Origin of the sequence: Micrococcus sp. M4NT (assembly GCF_033790745.1) — a bacterium.
Classification (GTDB): Bacteria; Actinomycetota; Actinomycetes; order Actinomycetales; family Micrococcaceae; genus Micrococcus.
On the sequence record NZ_JAMYEH010000006.1, the window covers coordinates 146761 to 169595 of the forward strand.

The following is a 22835-nucleotide window of genomic DNA, read 5'->3' on the forward strand; positions in this document are numbered from 1 at the left end:
GGGTGAGGGGGTGTCCGAGCCCCTGCCTCCCCCCACCTCCCGCACCCCCGACGGCGCCCCGGATCCCGGCCGCGCCCGCGTCGGACGGCTGCTGCTGTGGCAGTCCGCGGCCCTGCTGGGGATGATCGGGGCGTTCTCCCTCCCGCTGCCGTGGAAGCTGCTGACGCTCGCGCTCGCCCTGACCGCAGTGGTGCTCGGCGTGCGCACCTGGACCGTCTCCCGCCGCGCCGGGCGCAGCGGCGCGGGCAGCGCGGGCTCCCGCGGGTCCGGCGCCGGGGCGACGGGCGCCGGACGTGCGGCGGCCGCCGCCGGGATCGCCCTGGGCCTCCTCGGCCTCACGATCGGCGCCCTGCCCCTGCTCGCGTGGAACCAGACCGTCCAGCTCGAGCAGTGCACCGCCTCCGCCCTCACCGTGCGGGCCCAGCAGGAGTGCGCCGCGGAGTTCACGCGTCAGGTGGAGGAGCTCACCGGGCTGCCGCAGGCGGGCTGACGCCCCGGCGTCGCGCTCAGTCCAGGGCGCGGCGCGGCCGCGATCGGGACCGTGGGGTCCGACGTCCAGCATCGGCCGGTGCCGCAGGACGGGCGGGAGCCTCACCGGCGGCGGGTGCCTGACCGGAGGCGGGTGCCTCGCCCGCAGACGGCGCGGCGCTCGAGCCGGAGCCCGACGGCGTCGGCGCGTCCTGGGGTGTCACGGCCCGAGACCCGCGGCGCGGCATGCGTGCGCGCGCGGCGGCCCACCCGTCCTGGCCCGCGCGTCGTCCCCGCACCAGCAGCCCCTCCCCCGCAGAGCGCACGCGCGCACCCGTGGCGAGCGCCCGGTCCCGGACGGCCGACGCACCGCCGGCGGCCCCGCGCCGCGCCGCGGTCCCGGCGCGGGCCCGCGCGCCCTCCCACGGGCGGTCCTGCAGGGCGAGGGCCGCCAGATAGCCGACGGCGCAGCCCAGCGCGAGCCACCCGGCCAGAGCGGCCGCGACGGCCCCCACGTTCGACCCGATCTGCGTCAGCGTGCCCACCCCGAGCGTCCCGTTGGTGAGGGCGAGCGGGAGCAGCGCGAGCAGCGCGGCCACGAGGCCCAGGAGCACCGAGAGCGCGAGCGTGGAGAGCGCGAGGGACGCGGCGCGGTTCGGGAAGCGGGCGTCGAGCCAGTCGTCGAGGTGGTTCTCCCCCTCGCGCAGCAGCCACCAGCCGGCGACGGCCCCGGCGAGCACGGGGACCAGCACGAACACGGGATGCCATGGCTGCCCCGGCGCGGGCAGCGCGGCGAAGACGGGCAGCGCGGGGGCGGCGGACGCCGTCGCCCCGAAGGCCGAGTACAGGCTGTCCGAGCCCACGGAGAACCCGGGGCCCGCCGTCCACGCCGCGGCCCACGCCGTGAAGGTGGGCAGGTAGCCCACGTGCAGGAGCGTGAGCATGGTCCCGCCGAGCGTCCCGGCGCCGACCTCCTGGTAGAGGTGCACGACGGCGGTCCACTCGCCCACGAGGCGCCCCGCGACCAGGAGCGCGCACAGGCCGGCGAGGCTCACGAGCGCCACGACGGCGGCGCGGACCACCGACCACGCGTACGTGCCGGCCCAGCGCTCGTACTGGGACCGGCGGGCGATCCGCTCGGTGAGGTCCACGCCGATCAGGTGGGCCCACGTGCCGGCCTCCCGGCGGGCGCCCGCGAGCGCCGCGCCCGTGAAGAGCAGGGCGGGCAGCAGGGTGCCGGCCCACGGGGAGACCGTGAGCTCCCCCGTGCCCGGCAGCAGGGCCACTGTCAGGCCGACGAGCGCGTAGGCGGCCACCGCGCCCGCGAAGGCCTGCCACGCCTGATCGCGGTACGAGGCCCGGGCGAGCCGCCGCCCGGCGCGCCAGCTGAGCGCGAGCGGGACGAGGGTGAGCCCCCATGGCACGAGCCACGCCGTCCCGACGAGGCTCTGCTCCGCGGCCGAGGGCAGGGTGGTGGTGACCGTGACGGGCACGGCGTGCTGCACGAGCCACAGGGTTCCGCCCACCTGCAGCACGTCGTCGATGCGGGGACGGTGGAACCCGCCGGTCACCCACACCAGCAGGGTGGGGATCAGCACGATGAGCAGGCTGATCAGCGCCGTCACGAGCGCCTCCACCACCCCCTGGAGCCAGAGCGGCAGGGGCAGGGGGCGCAGGAGAGGGGGCATTCGGCGGCTCACCCCCTCTATGGTGCCACCCGCGGCCGGCCGGGCGCGGGCACGGCGGGGTCACCGAACGTTCACCCTCGGGCCACCGGCGGGTCGCCGGGACATGCCCGTGCGGTGGCCCGCGGCCCCTACGCTGGCCCTGTGCGTGTAGCCGTGATCGCTGAGTCCTTCCTGCCCCACATGAACGGGGTCACCAACTCCATCCTCCAGGTGCTGCGTCACCTGCGGGGGCGCGGCGACGAGGCCATCGTGATCGCCCCCGCCGCCTCGTGGACCGCGGGCTGGACCCAACGCGCGGGCGCCGGCCACGCCCCCCGCGAGGTCGAGGGCTTCCCCGTGCACGCCCTCCCCTCCATGCCCATGTCCGGCTACGCGTCCGTGCGCGTGGCCGCCGGCACCGTGGCCCGCCTGCGCGGCATCCTGGCGGACTTCGGCCCGGACGTGGTGCACATCGCCTCCCCGTTCGTGCTCGGCTGGCGCGGCGTGCAGGCCGCCGAGGAGCTCGGCATCCCCTCCGTGGCCGTCTACCAGACCGAAGTGCCGCGCTACGCCACCAAGTACGGGCTCCCGTGGCTCGAGGACGTGCTCTGGAACCACGTGTCCCGCCTGCACAACACGGCCACCCTCACGCTCGCGCCGTCGTCGTTCACCGTGCACCAGCTGCACCGCGTGGGCGTGCGCCGCGTGCACCTGTGGGGCCGCGGCGTGGACTCCCGCCGCTTCCACCCCGCCAAGCGGGACGAGGCGCTGCGCGCCGAGCTGGCCCCCCACGGCGAGCGCCTCATCGGCTTCGTGGGGCGTCTGGCGCACGAGAAGCAGGTGGAGGACCTCCGCGCGCTCGCGGACCTGCCCGGCACGCGCCTCGTCGTCATCGGTTCGGGCCCCCTGCGTGAGACGCTCGAGCGCCAGCTGCCCGGCGCCCACTTCGCCGGCTTCCAGGGAGGCGAGGACCTCGCCCGGCACGTGGCCAGCCTGGACCTGTTCGTGCACCCCGGCGAGTCGGACACCTTCGGTCAGACCCTCCAGGAGGCCATGGCCTCGGGCGTGCCCGTCGTGGCCGTGGGCCGCGGCGGCCCGCTGGACATTGTGGACTCCTCCCGCACCGGCTGGATCTACCAGCCCGGCGACCTCGACGAGATGCGGGACCGCGTCGCCGACCTCGTGTACGACGACGTCAAGCGCGCCGCCTTCGCGCACGCCGCATGGGAGTCCGTGCAGGGCCGCACGTGGCCCGTGCTGTGCGAGCAGCTCGTGGGCTACTACGAGAAGGCCATCCACGTGCAGCACCGCCGCCGCGGCGAGCTGGCGCGGCGTCTCCTCACCTCGCCGGCCCTGCTGGCCCACCGCGTCTTCGGCTGAGGCGAGCGGGGCTCGACCGTCTCAGCATGCGGACCATCCGACGGTCCGCGTCTCAATTCCGTCATGAACCAGGTCACGTGCCAGGATGACGGCAGGCACCGCGGCCTCCCTCCTCCGCCGCGGACGCCGTCGGCGAGGCGGGCCCGCACCGCCCCCGACGAGACGTCCACAAGGAGGACACCATGCATCAGGTTCTGCACTCGCTCCGCGAGGAGGTCTTCGCCCGCAACCCCGGTGAGGCCGAGTTCCACCAGGCCGTGTCCGAGGTGTTCGAGGCACTGGATCCCGTGGTGGAGCGCCACCCCCAGTACGTGGAGGCGGGCGTCCTGCACCGCCTCTGCGAGCCGGAGCGCCAGATCATCTTCCGCGTGCCGTGGGTCGACGACCAGGGCACCGTGCAGGTCAACCGCGGCTTCCGTGTGGAGTTCAACTCGGCCCTCGGCCCGTACAAGGGCGGGCTGCGCTTCCACCCCTCGGTGTACCTGGGCATCATCAAGTTCCTGGGCTTCGAGCAGATCTTCAAGAACTCCCTCACCGGCATGCCGATCGGCGGCGGCAAGGGCGGCTCCGACTTCGACCCGGCCGGCCGCTCCGACGGCGAGATCATGCGCTTCTGCCAGTCGTTCATGACCGAGCTGCACCGCCACATCGGCGAGCACACGGACGTCCCCGCGGGAGACATCGGCGTGGGCGGGCGCGAGATCGGCTACATGTTCGGCCAGTACAAGCGCCTCACCAACCGCTTCGAGGCCGGCGTGCTCACGGGCAAGGGCCTCACCTGGGGCGGCTCGCTCGTGCGCACCGAGGCCACCGGCTACGGCGCCGTCATGTTCGCCGACTCCATGCTCCGCACCCGCGGCGAGTCGATGGACGGCCAGCAGGTCCTCATCTCCGGCTCCGGCAACGTGGCGATCTACGCCGCGGAGAAGGCGGCCGCCCTCGGTGCCACCGTGCTCACGGCCTCGGACTCCGCCGGCTACATCGTGGACCCTGACGGGATCGACGTCGACCTGCTCAAGCAGCTCAAGGAGGTCGAGCGCGCCCGCATTTCCGAGTACGCCGAGCGCAAGGGCGGCCGCGTCCGCTACGTGGCCGGCGGCTCCGTGTGGGACGTCGAGGGCACGGTCGCGCTGCCCTGCGCCACGCAGAACGAGCTCGACGAGAACGCCGCGAAGACGCTTCTGAAGCAGGGCGTGAAGGCCGTGGCCGAGGGCGCGAACATGCCCTGCACCGAGTCCGCCGCCCACCTGTTCGTGGCCGCCGGCACGCTGTTCGGCCCCGGCAAGGCGGCCAACGCCGGCGGTGTGGCCACGTCCGCCCTGGAGATGCAGCAGAACGCGGTGCGTGACTCGTGGGGCTTCGAGTACACCCACGACCGCCTCGAGCAGATCATGCGGGACATCCACGACCGCTGCGTGGAGACCGCCGAGGAGTACGGCACGCCGGGCAACTACGTGGCCGGCGCGAACATCGCGGGCTTCATCAAGGTGGCCGACGCCATGATCGCCCAGGGCTTGGTCTGAGGCCCGGCCCTGCCCCTTCCGTGATCCTCCGCCGCCCTGCGACATCACCGCCGTTCTGACGCGCGGTGATGTCGCAGGGCGGCGGTCGTTCGAGGGCACCCGACTCCTGCACAGGACCCCCGACGGCGGGTGCCCTCCACCGTCCGGCGCGGTCGACCCCTCGCGCCCCGGACGGGCCCACGACACTGGGCCGCATGACCCAGCTCTCCGACCACGCGCGTGCGCTGCTCCCGGGACGCGGGCCCCTGCTCAGCGCGGCGGACCCCCACGACGGGGCGGCGCGGCGCCGTCTCGAACGCGCCTGGACCCGCGGGGTCCTCGTGCGGCTCTGCCCGCGCGTCTACATCAGCGCCGGCGACTGGGCCGCGCTGCGTCCGTGGGACAGGGCGGTCGTGTCCGCCGTCGCCCTCTCGATCGCCCGCCCCGCGACGGTGTTCACGGGCCTGACCGCGGCCCGGTTGCACGGTCTGGGGCCGGCCGTCGAGCCGCCCGCGCTCGAGCTGCGCGCCCCCTCGCCCGGGCATCACGGCGCCGGGCCGCTGATCCGCCGTCCCTTCGCCCCCTCCGTGGTGGCCCACGATCGCCGGCTTCCCGTCCCGCCGCGCCGCCGACCCCGATGGGGGCTGCCAGAGGCGGCCCCCGCCGCGCCTCAGCCGGTCGGGGCCGTCCTGTCGGACGGGCAGAGCCTGGGAACCGTCCTGGCGGATCCGCTGCCCACGGTGCTGCTGGTGCTGGGGGCGGCCACCCCGTTCCGCGACGCCGTGGCCCCGCTGGACGCGCTCGTCCGAGCCCGGCCCGAGGAGGCCGCACGCTGGGCGAGGCAGGCGGAGAGCCGACTCGAATCCGCGGCCGCCCTCCGCCGATTCGAGCGGGCCTGGCACTTCGCGGACGCGCGGGCGGAATCCGCCGGGGAGTCCTACAGCCGGGCCATCCTCCACGAGCTCGGCTTCGTCCCGCCCACGGCGCTGCAGCATCGCCACCGGGATGCGAACGGACGCGAGGTGGCCCGCACGGACTTCTGGTGGGAGCAGGTGCGGGTGTACGGGGAGTTCGACGGGCTGGGCAAGTACGACCTGTCGTTCTTCGACGGTGACGACACGGCCCGCCGCGCCAGCATCCGCCGGGAGAAGGAACGGGAGGTGGCCCTGCAGCTGGTCACCCGGGCGGGCGCGCACTGGACGTGGGGCGATCTCCTGCGGCCGGACCGGCTGGCGCGGATCCTCACCGCCGCGGGCGTCCCCCGCTCGGTCTGATCCGCGGCCATCCCGCGGGCCCTGTCTCGACTCTGCGAGCCCGAGCGGTCGACCTCCGCTCTGCGACATCGCAGCCGTGCTGCACGGCGGTGATGTCGCTGGGCGGCTGACGACCGGTCAGCGGCCCACCTCAGCCGGCCAGTGCCGCCCGCTGCTCCGGGGTCACCCGCACCGGGCGGCCGGTGGCGCCGTCGACGAACACCATGACGGACGTGGCGGTGGCGCACAGGGCGTCGTCCACGCCGTCGTGCAGCCGGTAGCCCACGTGCACGGATGCCGCCTTCACCGCGTCCACGCTCACGACAACGCGCAGCGGCACGGGCCGGTACGGCATCTGCGCGCGGTACTTCACGGTGTGCTCGGCGATGAACGTGCGCACGCCCTCGCCCACGCCCTCGAGCAGATCGATCGGCGCCGGCGCCCCGCCGCCCGCGCCTGTCCCCGAGGGGACGCCGAACGCGGCCACGCGCGCCTCCTCGAGCAGCTGCACCACGGCGATGTTGTTGATGTGGCCGTAGGCGTCCATGTCCGCCCAGCGCAGCGGGATGCGCACCTCCACGGAGCGCAGCTCCGCGGAGCCGGTCACGAGCCCTCCGCCACGGAACGCCGCGCCAGCGCGTCGTCCTCCGCCGCCTCGTCCGACGTCTCCCGCACTCCCAGCACCGTCGCGTCGTCGCCCAGGATGTCCTCCCGCCAGCCCTCCGGGTGCACGTCCACGAACTCCACGGGCAGGATGCCCAGCTTCTCGAGCTGCTCGGACAGGGCGGCCCCGTCCGGCCCGTAGCACCACGGGATGCCGGGGGTGGACTGACGGGTGCCCTCCGCGCGGCCGCCCGCGAGCAGGGCCTCCGAGGGGGTCAGCTGACGGATCACGATCGCCTTGACCTTGTCCGGGTGGCGATGCGCGAAGTCGGCGTAGATCTCGGGGTCGTGCTGGCCGTCGTCGCCCACGAGGATCCACTGCATGTCCGGGAACTCCTCGGCCAGGCGCTGGAGCTGGGTGACCTTGTGCTCCTGGCCGGAGCGGAACCAGCGGTCCTTCGTGGGACCCCACGTGGTGAGCAGCAGCGCGCCCAGCGGGTACAGGTTGCGGCCCAGGAAGCGGGAGAGGGTCTGCGCCACGTTCCATGCGCCCGTGGACAGGTAGATCACGGGCGCGTGCGGCTCCAGCTCGGCGATGCGCCGCAGCAGCACCGCCATGCCCGGAGTGGGCGTGCGGGCGTGCTCGTCGATCACGAACGAGTTCCACGCGGCCAGCATCGGGCGAGGGAGGGACGTGACCACCACGGTGTCGTCGATGTCCGAGACGAGGCCGACGCGCGCCGCCGGGTCCGCGATGTAGAGGTCCATGGTCACGGACTCCTCGTCGCCGACGTCCAGCGTGGCGGTCTGCCAGCCGGGCTCCAGCTGGACGTCGATGACGGCGTCCACCACACCCATGCGGTCGGCGCGCACCGTGGTGGTCCGCTCCCCCACGGTGACCGTGACCTCGGCGTACGCCATGGGCGGGGCCACGAAGTTGCGCCAGCCTCGCACGCCGTCGGCCACGACCTTGGACAGACGCCGGCCGTTGAGGAAGTCGGCGTCGTTGGCGATCACCACGCGGGAGAGGACCCGCACCCACGAGGTGGAGCCGTAGCCCGTGAACGCCATGACCGTGGGCACGTGGCCGGCGCGCAGGGCGCGGCCACGGTGCCACCGGTTCCAGCTCTCCTGGAGGTGGGTGGCCATGTTCTCGGCGGGGGTCGGAACCCCCGCCTGGCGCGGCGGGCGGGCGGGATCGGTGCGGGCGGCGTCGGCGGGCATGGGCCCCAGTATGTCGCATGGGCCCGGTCGGGGGTGCGCCGGGGGGTGCGGCTCTCACCCGACGACGATGACCCGCTCCGTGGAGGGCTCCCGGCCGGCGGGGAAGGCCAGCGTGAGGGCCTCGGCCATGTTCGCGGCCTTCGCGACCGCCCCGGCCACGGTGTTGTGGAGGGAGTCCTTCTCACCGAACCACTCGGGGCGGTCCGCCGCGTCGTGCGCCCAGTCGTAGACCCACAGGTTGGGGTGGCGCTCGGTGGCGGCGACGAGCCCCTCGTTGAAACGGGCCGCACCCTCCATGGTGTAGTTCGGGAGGGCGGCCCACGGCATCAGCATCACGTCCACCCACAGGACGCGTCGGCCCTGGGCGGCCTTCATCACCATGTCGATCCGCGGCTCCCGCTGGTCCCACATGTCCACCTTGGTGAACAGGGCAGCGTCGTTCATGCCGACGTTGACCACGAAGCAGCCGTCCGGGTCGAGGTCGGACAGATGGGCCGTGATGGCCTGCACGGCGTTGGTCTGGCCCGGGTCCTTCTCGAAGCGCTCGACGATCCCGCGCCCGGGCCGGATGTCCTCCACGACCTCCTCCACGCCCACGTCCTCGTACTGGGCCGTGATGCGCAGGGCGGGGTCCTTGATCACGGTCGCGTCGGTGTTGCCGGAGGCCAGGGAGCTGGAGTCGCCGATGTGCACCACCTCGGTGCAGGAGGTCGTGGCGGGCGCGGGGGCCGACGAGGCGGCGGCCGACGGGCTCGCCGCGGAGGCCGGGGCCGTCACGGGTGAGCCGGGGCCCTCCCCGGGCGGCGTGGAGGCGCCCTGAGCCGGGTCGGCGTCCTGCACTGCCGGGTCCGCGTGCCCGGCCTGCGCCACGATCTCCCTGGTGGAGGTCTGCGGCAGGGCCGTCAGCCCGGCCAGGCCCGCCGCGGCGAGCACAGCCACGGCCGCCGCGGCCAGGCCGGACCGCACCCCGCGGGACCCCCGCGAGCGCGCGGAGGCGCCCGACGTCGTCGCCCCCTCCGCCCCGGACCGCCGCGCGGGCGCGCGGCCCGTCAGGACGGCGCGGAGGCCGTGGTGGCGGATGGGGTCCTCCACGAACCGCCAGGACAGGGCCGCGATGAGCAGGGTGAGCCCCAGGATGAGGGCCCCGCGCAGCACGGGCTGGCCGTAGAGTGCGCGGTCCGGCAGGAAGGCGACCACGGGCATGTGCCACAGGTAGATCCCGTAGCTGCGCGCGCCGATCCAGCGCAGCGGCGCGACGCCGAGGACGCGGCCGAGCCGGGACGCGGGGTGCACGAGGGGAAGGACGGCGGCGCACGTGGCCACGGTCAGCGCGGCGATGCCCCACGTGTAGAGGGAGGGCGAGTCCTGGTCCGTGGTGGCCACCAGGGCCAGGATCCCGGCGAGGCCCAGGACGCCCACGAGGTCGAGGGCCCAGACGGCCGCGCCGCGCACCCGCCCCACGCTCGCGGGCCGCCACAGGAGCGCGAGGGCCGCGCCCCACAGCAGGCCGCCGGCCCGCGTGTCGGTGCCCTCGTAGGCCCGCGTCGTGTCCCCCAGCGGATCCGCGAGGAGAGCCAGCAGCACCATGGACGCCGCGCCCAGCAGGACGACGACGAACAGCACCACGGTGCGCCGCCGTCCACCCAGGCCGCGGGTGAGCGCCAGCAGCCCGAGCAGAAGGAGGGGCCAGACGAGGTAGAACTGCTCCTCCACGGCGAGGGACCACAGGTGGTCCAGCGGCCCGGGGCCGTCCATCTGCTCGAAGTAGCTGCCGCCCGTGAGGATCGTGTGCCAGTTGGCCACGTAGAACAGTGCGGCGAGGGACTCGCCGACGCGTTCGTCCCACTCCCCCGGCTCCACGAGCGCGGTGGCGGCCAGCACGGCGATCAGCACCAGGACGACGGCCGGCAGCAGACGCCGGAAGCGGCGGATCCAGAAGTCCTTGAGGTCGAGGTCGCCGTGCCGCTCGTGCCGGCGCAGCAGCAGCGCGGTGATGAGGAAGCCGGAGAGGGTGAAGAACACGCCCACGCCGAGCAGGCCGCCGGAGGCGTGCGGCACGCCCAGGTGGTAGGCCACCACGAGCAGGACCGCGAGCGCGCGCAGGCCGTCCAGGCCGGGGAAGTAGGCGGAGTTCGAGGCGACGGGGCGGGGCACGGGGGCGTCCTTCCGCGAGCAGGGGCCGAGGCGCCGCCCGGTGCGTGCGGCCCCGCGGCGTCCACCGCCGAGGGTAGTGCACCGCGGCGACCGCGGGTCTCAGCGGGTCTCGGGCACCCACTCCGCGAGGCGGTCCAGCATGCGGGCGACCTTGCCCGTGGCGATCGCCGCCCGGATGTGACCCTCGGAGAACCGCTCACCCCGCAGCACGTACGTGAACAGCGTGCCGAGGTCTGCCAGGGAGGCCGCGGCGATCCCGCGGTCGCTCACGGCGTCCACGTGCCGCAGGTAGTCGAGGTCCACGCCGGAGAGCTCCTGCGCGGCGATCAGCCCGCTCATCACGCGGTCGTCGTCGGCGGACAGGGACGGCGCATCCCCCGAGGGCACGCCCTCCGGCGTCCCCTCGCCCCCGGCCAGCACCGCGCGCAGGGTGCGCACCGCGGCCACGCGCTCCGGGGTGGGCTCCTGGGGGCCGGTCAGCGTGCGGTCCTTGCTCATGGGCGTCTCCTCTGCGTCGGGTCCCCCCATTGTCCCCCGCGCCTACGCTGGGAGCCATGGTCGCCCCCGCCGCCTCCCCCCACGACGTCGTCCCATCCCCCGGCGCCCTGCGCGCCGTCGCGCTCTCGGCGGCCCGGGCGGTGGCGCCCGCGCTGGCCGCGGCGTTCCGTGCCGGCCCCACCCGCGGCGCCCCGGCGTCCGCCGAGACCAAGTCGAACCACCACGACCTGGTCACCGTGCACGACCGGAGGACCGAGGAGCGGATCGTCGCCGCACTGACCGCCGCGGTGCCGGGCTCACGGGTGCTCGGCGAGGAGCTCGGGCGCCACGGGGGCGGCGCGGACGCCGAGGGCGCTCCCCCGCTCGAGTGGATCGTGGATCCGATCGACGGCACCTCCAACTTCGCGCACGGCTTCGCCATGTTCTCCGTGTCCATCGCGGCCGCCGTGCACGGCGAGGTGGTGGCCGGCGTCGTGCTGGACCCGGTCAACGGGCTCGCGTTCTCCGCCGACGAGGCCGGGGCGTACCTCGGGGACGCGCCGCTGGCCGAGGTCGGGCGCCCGGCCCCCGCCGGCGGTGAGCGTGCGCTGAACGTCGTGACCTCCTATCCGGCGGGCGAGGCGCTGGACGCGGAGGGCGAGGGCGCGCTGCGCCGCTTCGGGCGGCTCGTGGCGACGTACGCCACGGTGCGCCGAACGGTGTCCGGAGCGCTCGAGCTCTGCCACGTGGCCGCCGGCTGGGCGGACGCCGCGCTGCTCGTGGACACGAAGCCGTGGGATGTCGCGGCGGGGCAGCTCATCCTGCGCCGGGCCGGAGGCGCGTACCTGACGCCGGCGGGCCCCGGCGCCGCCGGCCTCACCCCGGACTCGCCGCGCGCGCACGAAGCGGCGTTCGCGCTGGCGCTCGCCCCGCACCGGGCGGCGCCGACCGCGGAGGCGGTGCTGGGCGAGCTGCTGGCCGTCCGCGCCGACGGCCGGGCCTAGAGTGGAGACGTGACCGGCGTCGCATCCCGTGGCGCCGTCCTCTCACCCCCCGAGGAGGCCGTGATGACCGATCGACACCAGGACCCCACCGCTCCCCCGATGCAGCGCCTCGACCCCGCGGCGCGCCCCGGCGACGGGCTGATGTTCCCGCACGCCGACGGCGAGCCCGTGCTCACCCTGACCGACGAGCAGTCGTGGAGGCTCCTCGGGCACACCCGCCACGCGCGCCTCGGCCTGGCCGTGAACGGCGAGCCGGACATCGTGCCCGTGAACGTGCGCGTCCACGACGGCGGCGTGTACTTCCGCACGGCCCCCGGCTCGAAGCTGGCGGAGCTCGCCGTCAACCCCAACGTGGTGGTGCAGGCGGACGGCATCCTGGCCGACCAGGCGTGGTCCGTGCTCGCCCGCGGCACCGCGCGCCGCCTCGAGACGGAGGCGGAGGTGACCGAGGCCGAGGCGCTCGGCATCACGCCGTGGGTGCCCACACTGAAGGACTACTACGTCCGCGTGGACGTCACCCGCCTGAGCGGCCGCCACTTCACGTTCGGGAAGCACCCCGAGCGCACCGACGACGACGGCGCGGCCAGCATCGACGCGCACCGCACGGACTGATCAGGCCGTCTCGGCCGCGGCGGCCCGTCCGGCCGTGCGGCCGCTGAAGAGGCACCCGCCGAGGAACGTTCCCTCGAGCGCGCGGTGCCCGTGCATGCCGCCCCCGCCGAAGCCGGCCGCCTCGCCCGCCGCGTAGAGACCCGGGATCACGGCGGCGCCGGCGTCCAGCACCCGCCCCTGCAGGTCCGTGTGCAGCCCGCCGAGGGTCTTGCGGGTCAGCGTGCGCAGGCGCACCGCGATGAGCGGCCCCGCCTTCGGATCGGTGAGCCGATGCGGGGCGGCCGTGCGGATGAGCCGGTCGCCGAGGTAGCGGCGTGCGTCGCGCACGGCGTCCACCTGGCGGTCCGCGCCGGGGCGCTCGGCCCCGGCCTCGTGCTCGGCGACGGCGGCCCGCACCGCCGCCTCGTCCACCGCGGGGCCGTCCGGGACGAGCGCGTTCATCCGCGCGACCAGCTCCCCCACGGAGTCGGCCTGCACGAAGTCCTCGCCGCGATCCAGGAACGCCTGCACGGGGCCGGGCACGTCCTGCGTGACGCGGCCCAGCACCTGGCGGATCGAGCGACCGGTCAGGTCGGGGTTCTGCTCGGACCCGGAGAGCGCGAACTCCTTGCCGATGATCCGCCGGTTGAGCACGAACCACGTGTGGTCCGCCGGGGGCCGCTGCTCCGTGGCCCGGCCGCCCGCCGCCGTCGAGCCGGGCGAGCGGATGTCCTGCAGCGTGCCGAGGGTGTCGAATCCGGGCCAACGCGGATGCGGCAGGCGCCGGCCCGTCGCGTCGAGCCACAGCGACGACGGCCCGGGCAGGATCCGGATGCCGTGACCAGGCCAGATCGGGTCGTGGTTGGCCACGCCCTCCGTGTAGTGCCACATGCGGTCCGGGTGCACGAGAGCGGCGCCCGCCTCCCGGGCCGCCCGCATGCCGGAGCCGTCCACGGAGGCGGGGACGCCGCAGAGCATCTCGGCGGGCGGAGTCCCCAGCCGGTCGGGCCACGCGGCGCGCACGGCGTCGTGGTCGGCGCCCACCCCGCCGCTGGCCACCACGACGGCGGCCCCGCCCACCCGGAACTCCCCCGTCACGGTGCGGCTCGAGGCCGTGCCGCGGGCGCCGTCGTCGTCGGCGAGGACGTGGCCCTCCACGCCCGTGACGGCACCGGACTCCGTGATCAGGCGCGTGACGCGGTGGCGGGGCAGGTAGGTGAGGCGGCCGTCGAAGGCGGCGCGCTCGACGATGCGGGAGAACGGCTCCACGATGCCCGGGCCGGTCCCCCACGTGATGTGGAAGCGGGGCACGGAGTTGCCGCCCACGCCGGGCGCGGGGACCTTCCGCTCCGCCCAGCCGACCACGGGGAAGAGCCGGTGGCCGCGCTCGCGCAGCCAGGCGCGCTTCTCCCCGTGGGCGAAGTGCACGTAGGCCTCGGCCCACGCGCGGGGCATGGCGTCGTCGGGGTGGTCGGTGAAGCCCGCGGTGGCCTGCCAGTCGGACCAGGCCAGGTCGACGGAGTCCTTCACGCGGAGGCGCCGCTGCTCGGGCGAGTCCACGAGGAAGAGGCCGCCGAAGCTCCACCACGCCTGCCCGCCGAGGTCGACGGCGCGCTCCTGATCCACGAGCACCACGCGCCGGCCCGCCCCGAGCAGCTCGGCGGCGGCCACGAGCCCGGCGAGGCCGTGCCCCAGGACGACGACGTCGGCGCGGTGCTCGGAGCGGGCAGTGACAGGGCTCACAGTGGTCATGGCGCCACTGTACTGAGGTCCCGCCGGGCTCGTCGCTCAGGCGGGGGCGGATCAGACCTCCGGGGCCTCCCCCAGGTGGCTCGGCGCCCACATCGCCAGGCGCGTCTGCACCACGACGACGTTCGGCCCCTCGGCCTGGAACGCTCTCTCGAGCGCGCCCCGCACATCCTCGACCGTCACCGTCTCGGCCGGGACCCCGAACGACTCCGCGAGCCGCTGGAAGTCCGGCCGGTCGAGCTCGGTGGCGGTGGCCTTGCCGAACGCACCCTCCATGTACTCGCGGAGGATGCCGTAGCCGCCGTCGTCGACGATCAGCCACGTGACCGCCGCATCGTGCTGCTTCGCCGCCGCGAGCTCGGCGATGGAGTACATGGCCGAGCCGTCGCCGGCCACGGCGAGCACGCGCCCCTCGATGCCGGTCCGGCCGAGGTGGGCCAGGCCCAGCGCGCCGCCGAACGCCGCGGGGAAGCCGTAGCCGAGGCCGCCGGCGCCCTGCGCCGAGTGGAACTCGCCGTCCTGCGCGTCCCAGCAGTTCCAGCCCCAGTACGCGGCGATGGTCATGTCCCAGTAGGTCTGCATGCCCGCCGGGACCGCGGCGCGGATGTCCGCCATGAGGCGGCGCTCCCGGCCGAGGTCCTGCGCGTCGAGGCGGGCGATGACCCGGGCGTTGGTCTCGGCCACGACGTCGGCCGCGGCCGGGCCGTGCCAGCCCGCCTCCCGCTGGGCGCGGGTGACGCCGGCCTCGCGGAGGGCGTCGGCGAGCATGGCGAGCATCTGGCCGGCGTCGGCGCGGACGCCGAGCGTGGGGTGGTTCGTCTCCAGCACGCGCGGCTCCGCGTCCACCTGGATGAGGCGGCCGCGGGGCTCGAGCGTGAAGTAGTTGGACGTGACCTCGCCGAGCGCGGAGCCGACCACGAGGAGCACCTCGGCGTCCTCGAGCAGGTCCGTGACGACGCGGTCCTCGACCCATCCGCCCAGGGAGAGCGGGTGCTCCCACGGGAAGGCCGTGTTGCCGCCGGGAGAGCAGACCACGGGGGCCTGCAGCAGCTCCGCGACGTCCTTGAGGGACTCCATGGCGGCGCGGCCGGAGCGGCGCACGCCGCCGCCGGCCACGATCGCCACGCGGGAGGCCTCCTTCAGCCAGCGCACGGACTCGTCCACGAGCTCGGCGCGCGGCGGGTGGTCATAGGGCACCGCGAGCGCGTCCTGCACGGGCGGCACCATGACCTCCCCGAGCAGCACGTCCTGCGGGATCTCCACCCACACGGGGCCCTGGGGCACGGTGACGGCGTCCGCCCACGCGTCCTGGATGGCCGAGGGGATGCCGGAGGCGTGGTGCACCGTGAACTGGGCCTTGGTGACGTTCTTCGCGGAGGCCTTCTGGTCGTCCAACTGGTGCAGCATCCCCTTGCGGCGCGCCCCGAGTCCCGAGAGCGGGATCTGGGAGGCGATGACGAGCATGGGCACGCCCGTGGCGTAGGCCTCCTGGAGACCGGCCAGGGACGTCAGCGCGCCCGGGCCCGTGGAGAGGAACAGCACGCCGACCTCGCCGGTGGCCCGGGCGTACCCGTCCGCCGCGAAGGCCGCGTTGTTCTCCACGCGGTTCGAGACGAACTCCAGCGGCGAGCGGGAGAGCGCGTCGAACAGCCCGAGCGCGTGCTGGCCCGGGATGCCGAACACGGTCCTGGCGCCGAGCGCGTGCAGGGTCTCCACGGCCAGGTCGCCGCCGTTGCGCACCGGCGTGTCGCCGCCGGCGTGCTCGGCAGCGGCCGCCATGTCCGCGGCCTCGTGCGGGGCGGAGGCGTGCTGCCCGCTCACGCGGACGCTCCGACCCCGGCGGCCGAGCGCTGGGCGCGGCGGTCGGCCATGAGGGACACCAGGTCGTAGGCCACGTGCGAGGCGGCGACGCCGGTCAGCTCGGCGTGGTCGTAGGCCGGGGCGACCTCCACGAGGTCGGCGCCGACGATGTCCAGGCCGCGCAGGCCGCGGAGGATCTCCAGCAGCTCGCGGCTGGTGAGGCCGCCGGCCTCGGGGGTGCCGGTGCCGGGTGCGTGGGCCGGATCGAGGACGTCGATGTCCACGGAGATGTACAGCGGGCGGTCGCCGATGCGGGTGCGCAGCTGGTCCACGATCTCGTCCACGCCCTTGCGGAACACGTCCGAGGAGGTGACGATGCCGAAGCCCATGCGGTGGTCGTCGTCGAGGTCCTTCTTGCCGTACAGGGGACCGCGGGTGCCGACGTGGGAGATGGCCTCCGTGTCCAGGATGCCCTCCTCCACGGCGCGGCGGAAGGGGGTGCCGTGGGTGTACTCGGCGCCGAAGTAGGTGTCCCACGTGTCCAGGTGGGCGTCGAAGTGGAGCATGGCCACCGGCTGGCCGGCGCGGGCCGCGGCGGCGCGCAGCAGCGGCAGGGCGATCGTGTGGTCGCCGCCGATGGTCATGAGCGAGGAGCCGTCCTCGGTCAGGTCCATCGCGTCCTGCTGGATGGACTCGATGGCCTCGTTGATGTTGAACGGGTTCACCGCCATGTCGCCGGCGTCCACCACCTGGGCCTGCGCGAAGGGCGAGGTGTCCGTGGCGGGGTTGTACGGGCGCAGCAGCCGCGAGGACTGACGCACGTGGCCGGACCCGAAGCGCGCGCCGGGGCGGTAGGAGACGCCGGCGTCGAACGGCACGCCGACGACCTTGATCTCCGGGGCGACGCCGGCGGCCGCGGCCTCGTCCAGGCGGGGCAGCAGGGCGTAGGTGGGGGCGCCGCCGTAGCGGGGCACGAGGGCGGAGTTCACGGGGCCGATGCGGCCGTTGTCCTCGACGCGGGGGATCTCGAGCATCTGGATGTCCTCTCTGGGTGGTTCAGTTCGGTGCGGTCTGGTCGGTGGGGCCTGTCAGGTGCGGGCGCGCCGCACGGGTTCAGGCGTGGCCCACGAGGGTCCACAGCACGACGGCGGGGTGGCCGTCCGGATTGGTCCACGAGTGGGGCTCGCGGCCGGGGAAGGTGACGGTGTCCCCCTCCTCCAGCAGGTGCACGGCCTCGGTGGTCCGCAGCTCGAGGCGGCCGGTGACGACGTGCACCGCCTCCACGCGGCAGTCCACGGTGTACAGCTCCGTCTCACCGCGGCCGTGCGGCGCGATCTCCGCGCGTAGGATCTGCAGGTCGCGGTTGCCGCGCGGGGTGATCAGGCGCTCGCGGATGCCCTCACCGCCGAGGCTGATGGCGGGCGCGTCGGCGAGGCGCACGACCGTCACCTCGGGCGCGTCCAGGACGTCGCCCGGGCTCGCGCCGAGCACCTGGCACAGGGTGACGAGCGTGTTGACGGACGGGCTCGTCAGGTCTCGCTCGAGGCGGGAGAGGAAACCTTTGCTGACCCCGGCCGCCTCGGCCAGCTGCGCCACGGTGAGCCGCCGCGCCTCGCGCAGCGCGCGCAGCCGGCGACCGATCAAGGCCTGGGCCGGTGCGGTCTCGAGCGGGAGGGCCTTCATCGCGCTCCTTCCTCGCGTCGGGCGACGTCGCGATGTCATCCTGGACGGCATGTTGCCCGATGGACAACATATGTTTACCATAGACCCTGATCGTGTGATCGGCAACACGCTGGCCGCGCCCCGCTCGCCCACAGCGCCTCCGCATCCCCGGCGCCGTGGATCCCCTCGCCCCAAGGACCACCCGTGACCATCAACCTGACCATCGTCGCCGTCTACCTGGTCGGCATGCTCGCCTTCGGCTGGTGGGGCAAGACCCGCGCAGCCAGCGCGGAGGACTACCTTGTGGCGGGCCGTCGCCTCGGGCCGGCGCTGTTCACCGGCACCATGGCCGCCGCGGTGCTCGGCGGCGCCGCCACCGTGGGCGGCGTCGGCCTGGGGTACCAGTTCGGGCTCTCCGGTGCGTGGCTCGTGGCCGCCATCGGCGTCGGCGTGCTCATCCTGTCGGTGGCGTTCGCCCCGATCCTCGCCCGCCTGAAGATCTACACCGTCTCGCAGATGCTCCGCCTGCGCTACGGCCGCGGGGGAGCATCCCACGCGTCGTCGTTCGTGATGCTCGCGTACACGCTCATGCTCGCCGCCACCTCCACCGGCGCCTACGCGTCGATCTTCGTGGTGCTCTTCGGCTGGGACCGCTGGCTGTCCGTCCTGGTGGGCGGCGGCATCGTGCTGGCCTACTCCGTGCTCGGCGGCATGTGGTCCATCACCCTGGCGGACATGGCCCAGTTCCTCATCATGACCATCGGCCTGTTCGCCCTCATGCTCCCCATCTCCCTGGCCAACGCCGGCGGCTGGAGTGCCATGCAGGAGCGCCTGGGCGCCGAGTTCTTCAGCTGGGACGGGATCGGCGTGCAGTCGATCATCACCTACTTCGTGGTCTACACCCTCGGCCTGCTGATCGGCCAGGACGTCTGGCAGCGGGTGTTCACGGCCCGCTCCCCGCGCGTGGCGCAGATCGGCGGCGCCACCGCGGGCCTGTACTGCATCGTCTACGGCCTCGCAGGCGCAGTGATCGGCATGGCCGCCCGCACGGTCACCGCGGACATCGCCACCAAGGACGACGTGTTCGCGTGGGTCGCCCAGAACCTGCTGCCCGTCGGCGTCGGCGGCGTGGCCCTGGCGGCCGCCGTCGCGGCCATGATGTCCACCGCCTCGGGCGCGATCATCGCGTCCTCGACCGTGATGCGCACGGACATCCTCCCCATCTTCCGCGGCGAGGCCACCGCCCCCGAGGACGACACCACCGCCGAGGACGAGGCCCCGGAGACCGCGGCGGATCTCGCCTCGAACCGCGGCTGGGTGCTGCTGCTCGGCGCCGTCGTGCTGGGGCTGGCGATCGTCGTCCCGGACGTGGTGGCGGCCCTGACCATCGCGTACGACATCCTCGTGGGCGGCCTGTTCGTCGCGATCGTCGGCGGCCTCGTGTGGAAGCGGGGCACCGGGACGGCGGCCCTGTGGTCCATGGTGGTCGGGACGCTGGGCACCCTCGGCACCATGGGCTGGCTCGAGCTGAACGCGGCGGAGCCCTTCGAGGGCGTCTTCGCGAACGAGCCGATCTACGTCGGCCTGGCCGCCTCCGCCGTCGTGTACGTCCTCCTCAGCCTGGTGACCCCGCCCACCGACCCCGCTGTCCTCGAGGCCTGGCGCGTGCGCTCCCGCCACGGCGTCGACGCCGCGGCCCGAGAGCGTCTCTGACCAGGAATTCCGGGGCCTGCGGTCCTCCGATGCCCGCACGATGGTCAGGCCAGGCGATGCGGCGGCGGGCGATCCTTCCCCCAGGCTCCCCCCGGCCCCTAGTGTTGCCGAACAGCCCGTGACAGGGACTCCCCCTCGGGTTCGCCCCTCCTCCCGCCCCGCCAAGGGACTCGCTGGAGACAGAAAGGCAACAGTTCCCATGACCACCAAGAACCGCGCCGTGGCATTCCACGGCATCAAGGACGTGCGCGTCGACGAGCTGGACTTCCCCAAGCTGGAGATGCCTGACGGCTCCGCCGCCCCGCACGGCGTCATCCTCAAGATCGTCGCCACCAACATCTGCGGCAGCGACCTGCACATCTACCGCGGGTCCTTCCCCGTGCCCGAGGGCATGGTGCTGGGTCACGAGATGACCGGCCAGGTGCTGGAGATCGGCAGCGACGTCCAGTTCCTGAAGGAGGGCGACCTCGTCTCCGTGCCGTTCAACGTGGCCTGCGGCCGCTGCCGCAACTGCCGCGCCGGCCGCACCGAGATCTGCGAGACCGCCAACCCGGACCAGGCCTGCGCCGCCTACGGCTTCAATCTGGGCAACTTCCAGGGCGGGCAGGCCGAGTACCTGTTCGTGCCGTACGCCGACTTCCAGCTGCTGCGCTTCCCGGACCAGGAGCAGGCGATGGAGAAGATCCTGGATCTGACCGTGCTCTCGGACATCCTCCCCACGGCGTTCCACGGCCTCGTGGAGGCCGGCGCCAAGCCCGGCTCCACCGTCTACATCGCCGGTGCCGGCCCCGTGGGCCGGTGCGCCGCGGCCGCCGCTCGGCTGCTGGGCGCCTCGTGCATCATCGTGGGCGACCAGGACGCCTCGCGGCTGGAGCTGGTGCGCAAGCACGGCTGCGAGACCATCGACCTCTCCGTCACGGAGAACCTGCAGGACGCCGTGAACGACATCCTCGGCGAGCCGATGGTGGACTGCGCGGTGGACTGCGTCGGCTCCGAGGCCCACGGCCTGGGGTCCGCGTCCGATGAGATGCAGCCCATCGCCGCTGTGAACCAGGTCCTGGACATCACCCGTCCGGGCGGTGCCACGGGCATCATCGGCATCTACGGGCCGGACCCGATCGCGGAGACGAAGGCCGAGCAGGAGGGCACCTTCCCGGTGGACTTCGGCAAGGCCTGGATCAAGTCGCCCCACATCATCGGCGGCCAGGCGCCCATCATGCGCTACAACCGCCAGCTCATGATGTCTATCCTGTGGGACCGGATGCCGTACCTGACGGAGATGGTCAACCCGCGCGTGATCAGCCTGGACGAGGCACCCCAGGCCTATGCGGAGTTCGACCAGGGCTCCCTGGAGAAGTTCGTCATCGACCCCCACGGCATGATCGCCCGCTGAGCGGTTCGCCTCCGGCGGCACGACGGCGCCCCTCACCTGCCCGCGCAGGTGAGGGGCGCCGTCGTCGTCCGCGGATCAGGCCGCGTGCAGCAGCATCGCAGTGATCCCGAGGGCCGCCAAGCCCACCACCAGCGCGACCATGCCGGCCACCGACGCCAGGGCCGGCCGGGCCCGCTCCTCTGCGATCCCGCGCGCCTGCGCCACGTAGCGCCGGCGCTGCGTGGCCAGCACAGCCGCCCCGCCGACGGCCGCCACCACCGCAGGCCCGAACGCCCACGCGCCGACGGCCGGCCACCACCTCAGGAACGTGAGGCTGAGGACGCTCAGCGCCAGGACCGTGCGGCCCCAGCTCATCACGGTGCGCTCGGGCTGCAGCCCCGGGTCGTGATGCAGGCGCATCGGCTCAGCCCCGCGGCAGGACGACGGCGGCCAGCAGCACCACGACGGCCAGCACGACACCCCCCGCCAGGACCGGGACGATCAGCGGCAGCGGCAGCGGACGGCCGCGGCGCATCGCGCGCTCCACCCGGAGCCAGCGCGCGCCCGCGCCCAGGGCGAGCAGCGCCGCAAGGACGAGCAGCACCGTGCTCAGCACCACCCGAGCCGGTGGCGCGAACAGGGCGCCGGTGAACGCCTCCACCGCGACCCCGCCGGCCAGAAGCGCCAGCGACGTCCGGACCCAGGCCAGGAACGTGCGCTCGTTGGCGAGCGTGAATCGGGGGTCCGGCTCGTCCCCACCCGCCAGGAGGCGGTGCTGCCAGGCCGGCCGGCCGCCGTCGTGCGCGGTGGCCTCGGGGCCTTCGGGGGTCTGCGCTGCGTCCATGCGGCCATGGTAGTGGCGGCGTAGACTGGCCGGTCGAGCGCGCCCGGCCGCCGCGGCCCGCGACGGCGGCGCCCCATCCCCGTCCCGCCCGTCCGATGGAGCCCCATGAGTCCCGCCCATGCCGCCACCCCCGCGGCACTGCCCGAACCCACCCGTGAACAGGTCCGACGCTGGCGCCGCTACCTCGCCGATGAGATCGCCGAAGGCCAGATCTACCGCGACATCGCCGCCCGCAAGGACGGTGTGGAGCGCGACATCCTGCTCGGCCTCGCCGAGGCCGAGCGCCGCCACGAACAGCACTGGCGGACCCTCCTGGGCGAGCACGCCGAGAACCCGCCGCGTCCCTCCCTGCACCGCATCCTGCTGCGCTGGCTCGCGCGGATCTTCGGCTCCGTGTTCGTGCTGGCCCTGGCCCAGCGCGCCGAGTCGGACACTCCCTACGCAGAGGACCAGGACGCCCCCGAGGGCATGGTGGCGGATGAAGCCATCCACGAGGAGGTCGTGCGTGGCCTGGCCGCCCGGGGCCGTGAGCAGCTGGCCGGCAACTTCCGCGCCGCCGTCTTCGGCATGAACGACGGGCTGGTCTCCAACCTCGCGCTCGTGATGGGCATCGGCGCGACGGGCGTGGCGTCGTCCGTGGTGCTGTTCACCGGCGTGGCCGGACTGCTGGCGGGCGCACTGTCCATGGCGGCCGGCGAGTACGTCTCGGTGCGGTCCCAGCGGGAGCTGCTCGAGGCCTCCTCCCCCACCCAGATCACCCTCGAGGCGGCCCAGCACCTGGACCTGGACCACAACGAACTCAAGCTCGTCTACCTGGCCCGCGGCATGACGCCCGAGGACGCCGAGCACCGCGCGCTCGAGCGCCTCGGCTATCTCACGTGCGACTGCAACCCGCAGTTCTCCGCCCGTCCCGACGGTTCCCAGGGACCGGTGGACCACTCGGGCTCCTTCGCGGAGATCGGCTCCGCGTGGAGCGCGTCCCTGTCCAGCTTCGCGTTCTTCGCCTCCGGCGCGCTCATCCCGATCCTGCCGTACATCTTCGGCATGTCCGGGCTGTGGGCCCTGGGCCTGGCGGCGGCGATGGTGGGCGTGGCCCTGCTCTTCACCGGCGGTGTGGTCGGGCTGCTGTCCGGCTCCTCACCGCTGGCTCGGGGCCTGCGCCAGCTCGCGATCGGCTACGGCGCCGCGGCGGTGACCTACGTGCTGGGCATGCTGGTGGGCGGCGACGTGGGCTGACCTCCGGGTGCTCCGGGGTTCGGCCACGGGTGCAAGGGCCGCCACGGCAGCACCAGGCGCGACAGGCGCAACAGGCGGCGTCCACCTGAGCTGGGCGCAGTACTGCCAGGTAACCCCCGAGGTTACCTGGCAGTAC

General features: G+C 74.2%; 20 protein-coding genes. 9 read left to right on the top strand and 11 right to left on the bottom strand.

Annotated features, from left to right (window positions below; genetic code table 11):
* The first annotated feature begins 10 nt into the window (after positions 1 to 10).
* The gene (locus NJC10_RS05800) at positions 11 to 490 is read left to right on the top strand and encodes a hypothetical protein (protein ID WP_319075166.1); all 480 of its coding nucleotides are present in this window, start codon (positions 11 to 13) and stop codon (positions 488 to 490) included.
* Positions 491 to 506: 16 nt separating this feature from the next.
* On the opposite strand, the gene NJC10_RS05805 is transcribed toward NJC10_RS05800, so the two are convergent.
* Positions 507 to 2156 carry a DUF6350 family protein gene (locus NJC10_RS05805; protein WP_319075168.1) on the bottom strand — a complete coding sequence of 550 codons (1650 nt, stop codon included), beginning with the start codon at positions 2154 to 2156 and terminating at the stop codon, positions 507 to 509.
* Between the two features lie 141 nt (positions 2157 to 2297).
* Between NJC10_RS05805 and NJC10_RS05810 the strand changes: the two genes are divergently transcribed.
* From NJC10_RS05810 to NJC10_RS05820, 3 genes are all read left to right on the top strand, one after another.
* Positions 2298 to 3515 (top strand): glycosyltransferase family 1 protein, encoded by a 1218-nt coding sequence (locus tag NJC10_RS05810; protein ID WP_319075170.1) that lies wholly within the window; start codon positions 2298 to 2300, stop codon positions 3513 to 3515.
* Between the two features lie 182 nt (positions 3516 to 3697).
* On the top strand, positions 3698 to 5038 hold the full coding sequence (gene gdhA / locus NJC10_RS05815; protein WP_319075171.1) for an NADP-specific glutamate dehydrogenase: 1341 nt from the start codon (positions 3698 to 3700) through the stop codon (positions 5036 to 5038).
* 194 nt (positions 5039 to 5232) lie between these two features.
* On the top strand, positions 5233 to 6291 hold the full coding sequence (locus NJC10_RS05820; protein ID WP_248115378.1) for a hypothetical protein: 1059 nt from the start codon (positions 5233 to 5235) through the stop codon (positions 6289 to 6291).
* A gap of 130 nt (positions 6292 to 6421) precedes the next feature.
* Here NJC10_RS05820 and NJC10_RS05825 read toward each other — a convergent pair whose 3' ends face one another.
* The 4 genes from NJC10_RS05825 to NJC10_RS05840 form a co-directional block, all read right to left on the bottom strand.
* Positions 6422 to 6877, bottom strand: a complete 456-nt coding sequence (locus tag NJC10_RS05825) for a thioesterase family protein (RefSeq protein ID WP_319075173.1) — start codon at positions 6875 to 6877, stop codon at positions 6422 to 6424.
* Positions 6874 to 8097 (bottom strand): App1 family protein, encoded by a 1224-nt coding sequence (locus tag NJC10_RS05830; RefSeq protein ID WP_319075175.1) that lies wholly within the window; start codon positions 8095 to 8097, stop codon positions 6874 to 6876. Before NJC10_RS05830 ends, NJC10_RS05825 begins: the two co-directional genes overlap by 4 nt.
* Positions 8098 to 8151: 54 nt before the next feature.
* Positions 8152 to 10251 carry an acyltransferase family protein gene (locus NJC10_RS05835; protein WP_319075176.1) on the bottom strand — a complete coding sequence of 700 codons (2100 nt, stop codon included), beginning with the start codon at positions 10249 to 10251 and terminating at the stop codon, positions 8152 to 8154.
* 99 nt (positions 10252 to 10350) lie between these two features.
* Positions 10351 to 10749: a DUF6508 domain-containing protein gene (locus tag NJC10_RS05840; protein WP_319075178.1), complete on the bottom strand. Its 399-nt coding sequence runs from the start codon at positions 10747 to 10749 to the stop codon at positions 10351 to 10353.
* Between the two features lie 56 nt (positions 10750 to 10805).
* Between NJC10_RS05840 and NJC10_RS05845 the strand changes: the two genes are divergently transcribed.
* Both NJC10_RS05845 and NJC10_RS05850 read left to right on the top strand, forming a co-directional pair.
* Positions 10806 to 11732, top strand: coding sequence for an inositol monophosphatase family protein (locus NJC10_RS05845; RefSeq protein ID WP_319075179.1), 927 nt, complete (start codon positions 10806 to 10808; stop codon positions 11730 to 11732).
* A gap of 63 nt (positions 11733 to 11795) precedes the next feature.
* Complete coding sequence (locus NJC10_RS05850) at positions 11796 to 12344, top strand: pyridoxamine 5'-phosphate oxidase family protein (RefSeq protein WP_319075181.1); 549 nt, start codon at positions 11796 to 11798, stop codon at positions 12342 to 12344.
* Here the strand turns inward: NJC10_RS05850 and NJC10_RS05855 are convergent, their stop codons facing one another.
* The 4 genes from NJC10_RS05855 to NJC10_RS05870 form a co-directional block, all read right to left on the bottom strand.
* Positions 12345 to 14075, bottom strand: a complete 1731-nt coding sequence (locus NJC10_RS05855; RefSeq protein WP_319075183.1) for an FAD-binding dehydrogenase — start codon at positions 14073 to 14075, stop codon at positions 12345 to 12347.
* A 51-nt stretch (positions 14076 to 14126) separates the two neighbouring features.
* Complete coding sequence (locus tag NJC10_RS05860) at positions 14127 to 15851, bottom strand: thiamine pyrophosphate-binding protein (protein ID WP_319075207.1); 1725 nt, start codon at positions 15849 to 15851, stop codon at positions 14127 to 14129.
* 38 nt (positions 15852 to 15889) lie between these two features.
* Positions 15890 to 16906 (bottom strand): agmatinase, encoded by a 1017-nt coding sequence (speB, locus tag NJC10_RS05865; protein WP_319075184.1) that lies wholly within the window; start codon positions 16904 to 16906, stop codon positions 15890 to 15892.
* A 79-nt stretch (positions 16907 to 16985) separates the two neighbouring features.
* A complete protein-coding gene (locus tag NJC10_RS05870; RefSeq protein WP_298713935.1) occupies positions 16986 to 17555 on the bottom strand; it encodes a helix-turn-helix domain-containing protein in 570 nt (189 codons plus the stop codon).
* A gap of 183 nt (positions 17556 to 17738) precedes the next feature.
* On the opposite strand from NJC10_RS05870, the gene NJC10_RS05875 reads away from it, so the two are divergent.
* Together NJC10_RS05875 and NJC10_RS05880 are read left to right on the top strand one after the other, a co-directional pair.
* The gene (locus NJC10_RS05875; RefSeq protein ID WP_319075186.1) at positions 17739 to 19247 is read left to right on the top strand and encodes a sodium:solute symporter; all 1509 of its coding nucleotides are present in this window, start codon (positions 17739 to 17741) and stop codon (positions 19245 to 19247) included.
* 199 nt (positions 19248 to 19446) lie between these two features.
* A complete protein-coding gene (locus tag NJC10_RS05880) occupies positions 19447 to 20640 on the top strand; it encodes an alcohol dehydrogenase catalytic domain-containing protein (RefSeq protein ID WP_319075188.1) in 1194 nt (397 codons plus the stop codon).
* 75 nt (positions 20641 to 20715) lie between these two features.
* Here the strand turns inward: NJC10_RS05880 and NJC10_RS05885 are convergent, their stop codons facing one another.
* Complete coding sequence (locus NJC10_RS05885) at positions 20716 to 21039, bottom strand: DUF202 domain-containing protein (RefSeq protein ID WP_319075190.1); 324 nt, start codon at positions 21037 to 21039, stop codon at positions 20716 to 20718.
* Positions 21040 to 21043: 4 nt separating this feature from the next.
* Positions 21044 to 21463, bottom strand: a complete 420-nt coding sequence (locus NJC10_RS05890; RefSeq protein ID WP_319075191.1) for a YidH family protein — start codon at positions 21461 to 21463, stop codon at positions 21044 to 21046.
* Between the two features lie 105 nt (positions 21464 to 21568).
* Here NJC10_RS05890 and NJC10_RS05895 point away from each other — a divergent pair, with 105 nt between their 5' ends.
* Positions 21569 to 22699 (top strand): VIT1/CCC1 transporter family protein, encoded by a 1131-nt coding sequence (locus NJC10_RS05895; protein WP_319075192.1) that lies wholly within the window; start codon positions 21569 to 21571, stop codon positions 22697 to 22699.
* The last annotated feature ends 136 nt before the right edge of the window (positions 22700 to 22835 follow it).